Genomic DNA, 12840 nt, shown 5'->3' on the forward strand with positions numbered 1-12840 from the left:
TTACTCTCGACTTTCCTTGTCACGGCGGTTCGAGGACCGCGGAAACAAAAATACCGGCAGCTTCCATATCGCCACCGGTCCTCGGAAAGTCTTCGAACTCGCCTCGGCCCTTTAGCGACTTATTTTACGTGGCTGCAAGCCGGCCGGCCAAATCACCACGGAACAGGATTTTCTTTACGCCCGTCTCCGGCGCGAATCAATGGGCAAGGTCGGAAGCATAGTTACCCCGCAGGATCAGTTCCCCCACACTACAGCTTCCTCGTGTCTCTTGATGAGGTGCTTCAGGTCGTTGAAGCTGGATCGAACGAAGCTTGCAAACTGCTCGACGGCAGGCGAGCGAGCTGCATCAACACGGCGCAGGATGGCAAGCGCCCTGTCAGGATGCGGAATGTTGATCGGCAATACCGTGATCGCCTTTTCCTTGCGCTGGGCAAAGACAACGCTGTGCGGCATGACAGTCAACGCATCGGCGGCCTTCAGATAGTTGACCACGCTGGCGAGCGAACCGCCCGAATAACGGATCCGGATCTCCGTCGCTCCAAAGGAGAGGAGCAAGGCCCTGAGATCCGCAAGCAACGGGCTGCCGGGCGGCGGGGCCACCCAGGCATAGTCGAGAAGATGCGAAGGCTGCAGTCGCCGTTTGAGGAGGAGCGGATGCGTCACGCGGCAGGCAATCACGTTGCGACCGGGCAGGATCTGCTGAAAGGCGAGGCCCGAACCTTCATCCAGGATGTCGATCGGACAAATGGCAAGATCGATCTGGTCCGATTTGAGGGCGGCGCGCAGGTCAGGGAAGTAACCGTAGGACTGGTCGATCCGCACATCCGGATGGGTGGCCTGGAATTCCGCGCACATGCCTGCGATGAGCGAGTCCATGAAGAAGGGGCTTCCACCTACACGCACCACGCCGCTCTTTCCGACCCGGAAGCTCTCCATCAAATCAGAGGCCTTGCGGGATGCTGCCAGCATGGCGAGACCATGTTCGGCAAGCGCGATTCCCAGTGGTGTCGGCTGGAGCGGACGCCTGCCTTTGACAAAGAGTGGTTCGCCGATCCGCTTCTCCAAGAGTGAAAGCGTTCGCGATACCGCAGGCTGCGCAAGCCCCAGCATAGCAGAACCTTCGGTGACCCCGCCGGTCTTTACAACGGCAGCCAGCTGAATGAGGTGTCGTTCATCGAACTTCATAACGAATTGTTATATTGCCTCCCAAACAAATCATCAATCGTGCATCCGGGTGCTGCTAGCTTCACCTTGACCAGCAACGCGGATTTGGGAGGAGATGCATGTCGCGGGCCGCAGACCTCATCACCTTCAACGAAACGACCTCTGCCGAGGCCTTCGCAAGCCGATTTGACGCGACCGACGACGCAACGGCTCGCCTCTTGTCCGCCGTGGTCGGCCATGTGCACGAACTGATCAAGGAATTCCGCCCAACCCAGGAGCAGTGGCGCAAGGTGATCGACTTCTTGACGGAGGTTGGTCATGCCTCTGACGAACGCCGGCAGGAATGGGTGCTGTTTTCCGATCTCGTCGGCGCCTCGGCGCTTGTGGAAGAAATCAATTCCCGCCGCCCCTCAGGCGCTACGCCAAACACGATCAGAGGACCGTTTTTCCGCGCAGATACGCCCGAACGTGCGCTCGGCAGTTCGATTTCGCTCGACGGCATCGGAGAGCCGCTGCTGGTCGAAGGCCGCGTCGAAGACCTCGATGGCCTACCAATTCCGACCGCAGAGATTGTTACTTGGCAGGCCAATGCAGAAGGCTACTACGAGAATCAACAGCCGGACCTGCAACCCGAGTTCAATCTGAGAGGCACGTTTCGCACCGACCAGAACGGTCGCTTCCACTATCGGACCGTTCGACCGTCCGGTTACGGGGTTCCCGATGATGGGCCGGTCGGGCGACTGCTTGCCCAAGCAGGTTATCCTCTGCATCGCCCAGCCCATCTGCACTTCGTCGTACGCGCCCCGGGTTTCGAAACGATCACAACCCACATCTATGATGCAAGTGACCCAAAGCTTGGGGAGGATGCGCTGTTCGGCGTTCGCAAGGAACTGGTGCGCCCCTTTGAATCGAGTGTCGCAGACGACCAGCCTGGATCGAAGGTCAGCGTGACATTCGTCATGGTCAGAGCGCGGCCCGGGAGGAGCAAATGACGCGCTTTACCTATACGGGTAACCCCGCCCGCATACTCTTCGGTGCGGGCAGAAGCGCGGAGGTCGGCAGTGCAGTCGAGACACTTGGTTGCCGCCGCGCGCTCGTGCTCGCAACACAGCACCAGAAGGCGGATGCAGAGGCCCTGTCCGAACGGCTCGGCGCCTTGTCCGTCGGCGTCTATGCTGGCGCCGTGATGCATACCCCAGTCGAGGTGACGGAAACTGCCCTTAAGATCGTTGCTGAGACCGGCGCCGATTGCGTCGTATCGCTTGGTGGCGGATCGACCACGGGTCTCGGCAAGGCGATCGCCTACCGCATCGATCTTCCGCAGGTCGTCATCCCCACAACCTATGCCGGCTCTGAAGTCACTCCGATCCTCGGCCAGACCGAAGGGGGCCGGAAGACGACGGTGCGACACGCAAGGATTCTGCCGGAAGTCGTCATCTATGATCCGGATCTGACCCTTGGCCTGCCGGTCCCAATGAGCGTTACCAGCGGTCTGAACGCCATGGCCCATGCGGTCGAAGGGCTTTACGCCCAGGACCGCAATCCGATCTCAACCTTGATGGCGCTCGATGGTTTGCGCGCCTTTGCAACCAGCCTTCCCGTGCTGGTCAGAAGCCCTCAAGACACGGAAGCCCGCGCGGAGGCACTTTACGGCGCCTGGCTTTGCGGCACCGTGCTCGGCACCGTCGGCATGGCGCTGCACCACAAGATCTGCCACACGCTGGGCGGCTCTTTCGATGCGCCACATGCCGAAACCCATGCGGTCATGCTGCCGCACACCGCCGCCTTCAACGCCGAGGCTGCGCAAGCGGAACTCGCCGCTGCCGCCGAACTCTTCGGTGGCTCGATCGGGGGTGGTCTCTGGGACTTTGCCAAGTCGATCGGCGCACCGCTGTCGCTCAAGGAATTCGGGCTCGTTGAAGCCGATCTTGATCGCGCCGCCGATATCGCCACTGAAAACCCCTATTGGAACCCGCGTCCGATCGACAGGGCGTCGATCCGCACACTTCTGCAAAAGGCATGGGAGGGCGTCAGACCCGACTGATCGACACGACATCTCAAGCAAGCCGCACTCTTTGGGAGGAGAGACGATGATGGGAGGAAACAGGTCTGACGGAGCACGGTCCACGCCGATCCTGGAACTGAATGGCGTATCGAAGTCCTTCGGCGCGCTCGTCGTCGCCGAAAACATCGGCTTTTTTGTCGAACCCGGCGAGGCGCTGGGCATCATCGGACCGAATGGCGCCGGCAAGTCGACACTGTTCAATCTGATCACCGGCAACCTCTCCGTCGCCAAGGGCACGGTTCATTTCGATGGCCGTGACGTGACCAATGTCCCGCCGATGCAGCGCTGCTTTGCCGGCATGGGCCGTACCTTCCAGATCCCTCAGCCCTTCGAGCGACTGACGGTCTATGAAAACCTGCTCGTCGCCGGCGCTTTCGGCAGCGAAAGCAGCGAAGCCGAGGTGTCCGATTTCTGTGCCGAAATCCTGGTCGAGACCGGCCTGATCGCCAAGGCCAACCGCCCGGCCGGCAGCCTCACTCTGCTCGAGCGCAAGCGGTTGGAACTGGCCCGCGCATTGGCCACCAAGCCCAAGCTTCTGCTGCTCGACGAGATCGCCGGCGGGTTGACCGAAGGCGAGTGCCGGCAATTGGTCGCCACGATCAAGCGGGTCCACCAGCGCGGCATGGCGATCATCTGGATCGAGCACGTGCTGCATGCGCTGAATGCCGTCGCGGAAAAAATCCTCGTCCTCAACTTCGGGCGGATGATCGGCCATGGCGATCCGCAGGCCATCATGAATTCGCGCGAAGTGCGCGAAATCTATCTGGGCATGGAGGTCTGACAGATGAGCCTCATCGAAACGAAGAACCTCACTGCCTTCTACGGCGACTTCCAGGCCCTGTTCGGCGTTAACATCGTCCTCGATCCGGGCGAGACGATCGCGGTCATCGGTGCCAATGGTGCGGGCAAATCGACATTGATGCGCTCGATAGCAGGCGTCCTGCGCAACGAACCCACAGCCATCCTGCATCGTGGCCAGCCGATCGGCGCGCTTGGTTCCCCCGACGTGATGGCCCGCGGCATCGCGCTGGTGCCCGAAGGTCGTCGACTGTTCCCCTCGCTCACGGTCGAGGAGAACCTGCTCGTCGGTCGCCACGGTCGAAAGGTTGATGGGCCCTGGTCGCTCGAAACCGTTTACGAGCTTTTCCCGATCCTGAAGGAGCGGCGCCGCAATCCCTCGACGGCTCTCTCCGGCGGGCAGCAGCAGATGGTGGCAATCGGCCGCGCGCTGATGTCCAACCCCGAAGTGCTGCTCTGCGACGAGCTCAGCCTCGGCCTTGCCCCCGTCGTCATCAAGGACATCTACGCCGCCTTCCCGCGCATCCGGGAAACGGGTGCGGCTATCGTCATCGTCGAGCAGGACATCGCCCAGGCGCTCAAGGTCGCAGACCGCGTCTATTGCATGATGGAAGGCCGGGTCACCCTGGAAGGACGCCCGGCAGAGCTCGACCGCGCCGACATTCACGCGGCCTATTTCGGAGCGGAACCCCATGAACTGGCTTGATACCATTCTCCAGGGCATTCTGCTCGGCGGGCTCTATGCCCTCTTCGCGGCGGGTCTGTCGCTGGTCTTCGGCATCATGCGGCTGGTTAATCTTGCCCATGGCGACCTGATCGTCTTCGCCGCGTTCCTGATCCTGCTGCTCGTCTCGACGCTTGGACTCAACCCCTTCGTCGCCGCCCTGATCGCCGGCCCGTTGATGTTCGGGATCGGTTACCTGCTGCAATATCACCTGCTCAACCGGACGCTCGGCAAGGACATCCTGCCGCCGCTGCTCGTCACCTTCGGTCTGTCGATCGTCATCCAGAACGGCCTGCTTGAAGCCTTCACTGCCGACAGCCAGCGCATCCCCGCAGGCGCGCTGGAGCAGGCGTCTCTCTCGCTCGGCGGCATCAATGCCGGCGTCATGCCGTTGTTGACCTTCGCCTCCGCGATCCTGGTGATCGTCGGTCTCAACCAGCTGATCTATCGGACGGCGTTGGGCCGCGCCTTCCGCGCAACCTCCGACGACATGGTGACGGCAGGGCTGATGGGCATCCGCCCGAACCAGATCTTCGCCATCGCAACCGGTCTCGCCATGATGATCGTCACCATCGCAGCGCTTTATCTCGGCACGCGCGCCAATTTCGACCCGACATCAGGACCGGCACGCCTGATCTATGCCTTCGAGGCGGTCATCATCGGCGGGCTCGGCTCGCTCTGGGGCACGCTTGCCGGCGGCATCATTCTGGGTGTCGCACAAACGCTCGGAGCCGCCATCAACCCCGAATGGCAGATCCTTTCGGGCCATATCGCATTCCTGCTCGTCCTGCTGTTCCGTCCGCGGGGTCTCTTCCCGCGCGCTGTCGATTGAGGTGACGATGAACGCCAACCGAGAAACCCTATCGAACGTCATACGCCTGACGCCATCCTGGCGGGTCGAAACCCGCACGCGCCTCTCCACGCTGTTTTCAATCGCAGCCATCCTCTTCGTGCTGCTTCTGGCAGCAGCCCCGTTCGTCGTCTCGCGCGGCGTAATGCAGGACCTGTTCTTTATCCTGACTATGCTGGCACTCGCCCAGAGCTGGAACCTGCTCGCCGGTTATGCCGGGCTCATTTCCGTCGGCCAGCAACTCTTCGTCGGCTGCGGTGCCTATGCCCTATTCGGCTTCGTCATCCTTCTCGGTGTCGATCCTATTCTCGCAATCCCGCTCGCCGGCCTTTTCGCCGCGCTGGTCTCGATACCAACGGCCTTCTTCGCCTTCCGACTCTACGGCCCTTATTTCGCCATCGGCACCTGGGTCATCGCCGAGGTCGGGCGCCTGCTTTTTGCCCAGTGGAAGGCGCTAGGCGGCGGCACCGGCACGTCGCTGCCCCGTGAAGCGATGCGCGAGATGTTTGGTGTGTCGTTCCTCGAAGATTGGTTCGGCATGCGGGCCGCAGCTGCCGCCGATGCGGTCGCCTTCTGGCTGGCGCTGCTCGTGCTCGTACTGACCATCTGGTTCGTCTACCGCCTTCTGCGCTCCAAGCAGGGCTTGGGCCTCGCCGCCGTGCGCGACAACGAGACGGCGGCCCGCGCGCTCGGGGTGGACGCCCAGAAGCAGAAGCTCGTGATCTACCTCTCGACCGCCTTTATCACCGGCGTCGTCGGCGCGCTCATCTATCTGCAGAAGGCCCGCATCTCACCCGACGCCGCCTTCTCGCTCACCGACTGGACGGCCTATGTGCTGTTCATCGTCGTGATCGGCGGCATCGGCACCATCGAAGGGCCGATCGTCGGCGTGCTCATCTTCTTCCTGATGCAGAATGCGCTGTCGAGCTACGGGTCCTGGTACCTGCTGCTGCTCGGCGCCATCGCCATCATCACCATGCTGTTTGCGCCGCGCGGGATCTGGGGCCTGATCACCGACCGCACCGGCATCGAACTCTTTCCGGTCCGCCGCACATTGAGAGGCGGATCACTTGAACAAACGACAAAGGGAGGGCCACATGGCTGACATCACCACCGACGTCCTGATCATCGGCACCGGGCCGGCTGGCTCGGCAACGGCGGCGTTGCTCGCGAGCTACGGCCTCGAGCCCATGGTCATCAACCGCTACCGCTGGCTCGCCAACACGCCGCGCGCCCACATCACCAACCAGCGCACGATGGAGGTGCTGCGCGATCTCGGCCGCGACGTCGAGGACGAAGCCTACATGTTCGCGACCGAACAGGATCTGATGGGCCAGAACGTCTTCTGCACGGCGGTCGCCGGCGAAGAAATCGGCCGCATGCAGAGCTGGGGCAACCATCCGCTCTCGCGCGCCGAACATCTCCTGTCCTCGCCCGGCCGGATGAACGACCTCCCGCAGACCTATATGGAGCCGCTGCTCTTCAAGACGGCCTGTTCACGCGGCGCGCAGTCACGCATGTCGACGGAGTATCTGAGCCACGTGCAGGATGCAGACGGCGTCACCACCACCTGCCGCGACAGGCTGACGGGCAAGGACATCACCATCCGCTCGAAATTCCTGGTCGGCGCCGACGGCGGCAACTCCAAGGTTGCCGAACATGCCGGCCTCACCTTCGAAGGCAAGATGGGCGTCGCTGGTTCGATGAACATCCTCTTCGAATGCGACCTCTCTCGCTACGTCGCACACCGGCCCTCGGTGCTCTACTGGGTGCTGCAGCCAGGCGCCGATGTCGGCGGCATAGGCATGGGCCTCGTGCGCATGGTCCGCCCGTGGAACGAGTGGCTGATCGTCTGGGGCTACGACATCAACCAGCCGGCACCGGCCGTCGATGATGCCTTTGCGACCAAGGTCGTGCGCGATCTCGTCGGCGTCCAGAACCTGCAGCCGAAGATCAAGTCGGTCTCCACCTGGACCGTCAACAATATGTACGCGACCACGATGTCGAACGGCCGCGTCTTCTGCATGGGCGATGCCACCCACCGCCATCCGCCGTCGAACGGTCTCGGATCCAACACCTCGATCCAGGATGCCTTCAACCTCGCCTGGAAGCTCGCCGCCGTCATCCGCGGCCAGGCCGGCATGGGCCTGCTCGACAGCTACCAGGCCGAACGCGCCCCGGTCGCCAAGCAGATTGTCACCCGCGCCAACAAGTCGATCGAGGAATTCGGCCCGATCTTCAAGGCGCTCGGCCTGCTCGATTCCGTCGACCCGGTGAAGATGCAGGAAAACATGGACGCCCGCTGCAACGACACATCAGATGCGGAAAAGCAGCGTGAGGCGATCCGCCAGGCGATCGCCGCCAAGGTCTATGAGTTCGACGCCCATGGTGTCGAGATGAACCAGCGCTACAAGTCCGGCGCTGTCGTCACCGATGGCCAGCCGGAACCGGCCTTCGAGAAAGACGCCGAACTGCATTACCAGCCAACCACCTGGCCCGGCGCCCGCCTGCCGCATGTCTGGCTGTTCGGACCGGAAGGCGAAAAGGTTTGCAGCCTCGACCTGACCGGCCATGGCGTCTTCACCCTGCTGACCGGCATCGGTGGCGATGGCTGGGTCGCTGCCGCAAAGTCCCTGTCCAGGGAGTTCGCTCTACCGATCACAGTCCACAAGATCGGCCCTCGCCAGACCTGGCAGGACTTCTCCGGCGACTGGGCCCGCGCCCGCGAGATCCGCGATTCCGGTGCGCTTCTGGTTCGCCCGGATCACCACGTCGCCTGGCGTGCGGAAGCGGCTGTTGCGGATCCCGAAGGCGAGCTGCGGCGCGTCCTGAAAACGATTCTGGACCGGTGAGGAACGATCATGGAAGCGCATGAAAAGGGCTACTTCACTGAGGAGACCTCCGTCGAGGTCGTCACTGGGCGCAATGCCAATGCCAAGGACGAACGTCTCAAGCAGGTGATGGAGGTCATCACCCGCAAGCTGCACGAGGCAGTCAAGGAACTGGAGCCGAGCCAGGACGAATGGATGGAGGCGATCCTCTTCCTGACCCGCACCGGCCAGATGTGCAACGAATGGCGGCAGGAATTCATCCTGCTATCAGACGTGCTAGGCGTTTCGATGCTGGTGGATGCGGTCAACAATCGCAAACCCTCGGGCGCCTCGGAAAGCACGGTGCTCGGCCCCTTCCACGTGGCCGACGCCCCCGAACTGCCGATGGGGGCCAATATCTGCTTGGATTCGAAGGGCGAGGACATGGTGATCGAGGGCCGGATCCTCGACACCGAGGGAAAGCCGATCGAGGGTGCCGTGATCGACGTCTGGCAGGCCAATGACGAGGGCTTCTACGACGTGCAACAGAAGGGCCTCCAGCCCGACTTCAACCTGCGCGGCGTCTTCCGCACCGGGCCTGACGGGCATTACTGGTTCCGCGCGGTAAAGCCGAAATTCTATCCGATCCCCGATGACGGTCCGGTTGGGCAGTTGCTCGGCAAGCTTGGCCGCCATCCCTATCGCCCAGCGCATCTGCACTACATCATCAAGGCCGAGGGTTACGAGACGCTCGTCACCCATATCTTCGATCCGGATGATCCCTACATCCATTCGGATGCGGTCTTCGGCGTGAAGGAGAGCCTGCTCGCGAAATTCGAAAGGATTGAGGACCCGGTACGCGCAGAGAGCTACGCTTTCCAAGGAAGTTTCTGGGCAGTTCACCACAACTTCGTCCTTGCCCGTGAGAATCAGGCGCTCGCATGAAGCCCTTTCCTCACAAAGGGCCCCATGCGGGAAGTCATCCGCCGATTGCCCTCATGCTACGCTAACCTTGAGGTCCTTCGTCCCGGATGGCGGAGACGCCGAGACGTTTCAAGACGTCGAACGTCCCGCCTTGGCCGGAGGCGACCGAGGGCACTTGCCCTTTCGTCCCATTTCCCGGCCAGCCGACAGCGATCTTACTGCTCACCCAACTTCATATCCGGGTGATATTCCTTGCCGTGCACGGTCTTTACCACCGCCTGACCGCAGAACATCTTGTTCTCCGCAACATTGAAACTGAGGCTGGGCGCCCCGTGAAGCTCCCAGCCCTTGTTCAGGGCATCGGTGACACGGTGGCAGAAGCTCGCATCGTCCGGTCCGGTGAGGAAGCGGTATACTTTCATGACATTTCCTTTCTGGCGTCGATTTGGGCGACCTTGGCAAGCAAGCGAGCGGCCTGCTCCGCATGGAGCCGTTCGATCATGCGCCCATCGATGTTGATGACATTGAGCCCAGCATGGGCAGGATCGGCGAAAGCGCCGGCGACGAGGTGGGCCTCCGCGATGGCGGTTTCGGATGGGCCATAATGGCAATTGGCAGCGTCGACCTGGGCCGGATGTATGAGCATTTTCCCGTCGAAACCCATCGCCTTGCCCTGAGCACATTCTTCCGCAAAGGCCTCTAGGTCGCGAAAATCGTTCGACACACTGTCGATGACATCAAGGCCATAGGCGCGGGCGGCGAGCACCACCTGCATGAGATAAGGGACGAGATATGTGCGCCCTGGGGCTGCGGGGATGCCGGTCGCCTTGCGCAGATCGTTCAGTCCGACAACGAAGGCGTCCAGCCGACTGTCACTGGTCCGGCCGGACGAGGCAATGGCCGCCGCATTGAGAACGCCACGGGGCGTTTCGATCATGGCCCAGATCCTGAGACCTTCCGCCGCATCCTGTTCGGAAAGCACTTCCGCAACGTCCTGGACCGTAACCGGCTCCTCCACCTTCGGCAGCAGAACGGCGTCTGGCAAAACCTCGAGGACGAGCGCCATGTCTTCGCGGAAATGCGGGGTGTCCGTTGCGTTGGTCCTGATGATGCGTTCGCAAGGGCCAAGGGCCGAATTCTGCAGGAATTTGAGGACATTGCGACGCGCTTCGGCCTTCCGGTCATCGGCGACGGAATCTTCAAGATCGAAGATGACGGCGTCGCAATTCAGACTGCCTACCTTAGCCATGGCCCGCTCGTTGATTGCCGGGACCGTCAGCACCGAGCGGCGGAGCCGGGACGTATGATGCGCGCGAAAAGAAGTAGCCTCGGATGTCATACGAGCGTTCTGGCAAGCTTTGGCTTGCCGCGCAAGATGACAATTGGGTGAAAGGGCCTTGCATTGCTTGAGAATAAGGACCACCTTGGTCATCGAGAAAGGACACGATCATGCAGAATTTCCGTTCCGCCGCTTACGCCATCGCGGCCCTTGCCTTTGTCGGTCTCGCAGCCGCTTTCGCGGTTTCGCTGACGCTGGTGATTGGTGCGCTCCTGACCGTAACGCTCGGTGCCCGCATGCTTATGGGCAAGACGAAGCGTGCGCCTGTCTACGCCAAGGCGAAGCGTCGAGAAGACGTTCGCGTCTGGAACGACGGCAAAGGCACGATCATCGACCTCTGATCTCAGACAAGTCCTGCCTACTGCAATCACCCGCATTTCGGGTGATAAGCTTTTAGCGCGCCGACTGCACTTCAGGTGCCGCTGAGGCAGTCTCAAGATTCTCCTTCAATTTTCTGCGGTTTTGCTCTAAGGGCGAGGCATCGACAGCATTGAAGCCAGATTGAAGGCAGACTGATGGACAAGTTCGTAAAGCTCACCGGTGTCGCTGCACCGCTTCCGGTCGTCAACATCGACACGGACATGATCATCCCCAAGGATTACCTGAAGACAATCAAGCGCACGGGCCTTGGAACCGGTCTCTTCGCCGAAGCGCGCTACAAGGAAGACGGTTCGGAAAACCCGGATTTCGTCCTGAACAAGCCTGCCTATCGCAACGCCCAGATCCTCGTTGCCGGCGACAACTTCGGTTGCGGCTCCTCGCGCGAACATGCCCCTTGGGCTCTGCTTGATTTCGGTATTCGCTGCGTGATCTCGACCTCGTTTGCCGATATCTTCTACAACAACTGCTTCAAGAACGGCATTCTGCCGATCGTCGTCAGCCCGGAGAACCTCGAAAAGCTGATGGACGACGCAAGCCGCGGCTCGAACGCCGTGCTGACCGTCGATCTGGAAGCCCAGGAAATCACCGGTCCCGATGGCGGCAAGATTTCGTTCGAGCTCGACGCCTTCAAGCGGCACTGCATGCTGAATGGCCTCGACGATATCGGCCTGACGCTGGAAAAGGCGAACAGCATCGCGAGTTTCGAAAAGGCGAACGCGGCTGAGCGCCCCTGGGCTTGAAGCGAACTGAAGCAATGAGATGATGAAGCCGGGCCTGTGCCCGGCTTTTTTCTTTGATCAGAGGAAGCGTGCGCGCCAGGCTTCGAGCGCGGCGAGCGACACGCCTATACCGCCGCAAACCTCGATGAGCGGTGCCTTGAAGCGCGAAAGCAAATCGGCATGCACGTCGGCAACAGCCAGGGCCGCGCCGCAGGCAGGCTCGACGAGGATTCGTTGCGCGTCGGCAAATTTCAGGCAGGCTTTGACCGCCTGAGTATCGGTCACCGTGACGCTTTCGATTGGATGTTTGTCCAGAAGATCGAAGACATGCTGAGCGACCTGACGGGCACCGAGCGAATTGGCAATCGACGTGATTGCCGGCAGCGTCACCCGTTCCTTGGCGACAACGGCCGCATGAAGCGAGGCCGCCCCTTCCGTCTCGACCGCGATCACAGGGACCTCATGCAACCCATTGCGCCTCAGGCCCTCCACAATGCCGGCCAACAGACCGCCACCGCCTACACTCGTCACGACACAGTCGAATTCGGCGTCGGCCTTAACCACCTCATCGATCAGAGTGGCGTGGCCCTCCCAGAGGAGCGGATGGTCATAGGGATGGACATAGGCCGCCTTGCGCTCGGCCGCGAGCGCGACGGCATGCGCATTGGCCTCGTCGAAGACCGACCCATGTACCAACACATTTGCACCGGTAGCAGCGATCCGGGTGCGAACCTCGGTCGACGTGGTTTCCGGAACGACGATCGTCACCGGCACCCCGAGCGCGCGCCCAGCAACAGCGGCAGCGATACCGGCGTTGCCACCTGAGGCACAGAAGATCTCCCGGGCGCCCTTGGCGACCTCATGTTGGCAGAGCAGACCGACACCGCGTAGCTTGAAGCTACCGGAGGGCTGCAGCGCATCGAGCTTCAACCACAGCGGCAGACCGCTTTCACTGTAATCGGCGGCGGTTCGAAGCAGAGGTGTTTCGATATGGAGGGGTGAAAGCGGCATCGGGCACTCGAACAGGCTGGAGGGATGCAGCGTTTTGGACCTAGGAACCTGCCGG

General features: G+C 61.7%; 14 protein-coding genes and 1 riboswitch. Of the genes, 10 read left to right on the forward strand and 4 right to left on the reverse strand.

Features of this window, described 5'->3' with window-relative positions; genetic code table 11:
- Positions 1-91: 91 nt before the first annotated feature.
- A riboswitch (SAM riboswitch) is annotated at positions 92-169 on the reverse strand.
- 65 nt (positions 170-234) lie between these two features.
- Complete coding sequence (locus tag DMY87_RS10865) at positions 235-1185, reverse strand: LysR family transcriptional regulator (protein WP_110791312.1); 951 nt, start codon at positions 1183-1185, stop codon at positions 235-237.
- 98 nt (positions 1186-1283) lie between these two features.
- On the opposite strand from DMY87_RS10865, the gene DMY87_RS10870 reads away from it, so the two are divergent.
- Genes DMY87_RS10870 through DMY87_RS10905 form a run of 8 tightly spaced genes read left to right on the forward strand, consistent with a single transcriptional unit; the run spans position 1284 to position 9356 of the window.
- Positions 1284-2156, forward strand: a complete 873-nt coding sequence (locus DMY87_RS10870) for a dioxygenase family protein (RefSeq protein ID WP_110791313.1) — start codon at positions 1284-1286, stop codon at positions 2154-2156.
- The gene (locus tag DMY87_RS10875; protein WP_110791314.1) at positions 2153-3208 is read left to right on the forward strand and encodes a maleylacetate reductase; all 1056 of its coding nucleotides are present in this window, start codon (positions 2153-2155) and stop codon (positions 3206-3208) included. The genes DMY87_RS10870 and DMY87_RS10875 overlap by 4 nt, the downstream gene beginning before the upstream one ends.
- Before the next feature lie 49 nt (positions 3209-3257).
- A complete protein-coding gene (locus DMY87_RS10880) occupies positions 3258-4010 on the forward strand; it encodes an ABC transporter ATP-binding protein (RefSeq protein ID WP_110791315.1) in 753 nt (250 codons plus the stop codon).
- Between the two features lie 3 nt (positions 4011-4013).
- A complete protein-coding gene (locus tag DMY87_RS10885) occupies positions 4014-4733 on the forward strand; it encodes an ABC transporter ATP-binding protein (RefSeq protein ID WP_110791316.1) in 720 nt (239 codons plus the stop codon).
- On the forward strand, positions 4720-5583 hold the full coding sequence (locus DMY87_RS10890; protein ID WP_110791317.1) for a branched-chain amino acid ABC transporter permease: 864 nt from the start codon (positions 4720-4722) through the stop codon (positions 5581-5583). Before DMY87_RS10885 ends, DMY87_RS10890 begins: the two co-directional genes overlap by 14 nt.
- A 7-nt stretch (positions 5584-5590) precedes the next feature.
- Entirely contained in the window at positions 5591-6706 is a 1116-nt protein-coding gene (locus tag DMY87_RS10895) for a branched-chain amino acid ABC transporter permease (RefSeq protein ID WP_110791318.1), read from the forward strand.
- Entirely contained in the window at positions 6699-8453 is a 1755-nt protein-coding gene (locus DMY87_RS10900) for an FAD-dependent oxidoreductase (RefSeq protein WP_110791319.1), read from the forward strand. The genes DMY87_RS10895 and DMY87_RS10900 overlap by 8 nt, the downstream gene beginning before the upstream one ends.
- A gap of 9 nt (positions 8454-8462) precedes the next feature.
- Positions 8463-9356 (forward strand): intradiol ring-cleavage dioxygenase, encoded by an 894-nt coding sequence (locus DMY87_RS10905; RefSeq protein ID WP_110791320.1) that lies wholly within the window; start codon positions 8463-8465, stop codon positions 9354-9356.
- 194 nt (positions 9357-9550) lie between these two features.
- Here DMY87_RS10905 and DMY87_RS10910 read toward each other — a convergent pair whose 3' ends face one another.
- Together DMY87_RS10910 and DMY87_RS10915 are read right to left on the reverse strand one after the other, a co-directional pair.
- Complete coding sequence (locus DMY87_RS10910) at positions 9551-9757, reverse strand: DUF1737 domain-containing protein (protein WP_110791321.1); 207 nt, start codon at positions 9755-9757, stop codon at positions 9551-9553.
- On the reverse strand, positions 9754-10674 hold the full coding sequence (locus DMY87_RS10915) for an HpcH/HpaI aldolase/citrate lyase family protein (protein WP_110791470.1): 921 nt from the start codon (positions 10672-10674) through the stop codon (positions 9754-9756). The genes DMY87_RS10910 and DMY87_RS10915 overlap by 4 nt, the downstream gene beginning before the upstream one ends.
- A gap of 110 nt (positions 10675-10784) precedes the next feature.
- Here DMY87_RS10915 and DMY87_RS10920 point away from each other — a divergent pair, with 110 nt between their 5' ends.
- Both DMY87_RS10920 and leuD read left to right on the forward strand, forming a co-directional pair.
- Positions 10785-11015: a hypothetical protein gene (locus DMY87_RS10920; RefSeq protein ID WP_110791322.1), complete on the forward strand. Its 231-nt coding sequence runs from the start codon at positions 10785-10787 to the stop codon at positions 11013-11015.
- Between the two features lie 174 nt (positions 11016-11189).
- Positions 11190-11795, forward strand: coding sequence for a 3-isopropylmalate dehydratase small subunit (gene leuD, locus DMY87_RS10925; RefSeq protein WP_110791323.1), 606 nt, complete (start codon positions 11190-11192; stop codon positions 11793-11795).
- A gap of 57 nt (positions 11796-11852) precedes the next feature.
- On the opposite strand, the gene DMY87_RS10930 is transcribed toward leuD, so the two are convergent.
- Entirely contained in the window at positions 11853-12785 is a 933-nt protein-coding gene (locus DMY87_RS10930) for a pyridoxal-phosphate dependent enzyme (RefSeq protein WP_110791324.1), read from the reverse strand.
- Between the last annotated feature and the right edge of the window lie 55 nt (positions 12786-12840).

Source organism: Peteryoungia wuzhouensis (assembly GCF_003205195.1).
Lineage (GTDB): Bacteria > Pseudomonadota > Alphaproteobacteria > Rhizobiales > Rhizobiaceae > Allorhizobium > Allorhizobium wuzhouense.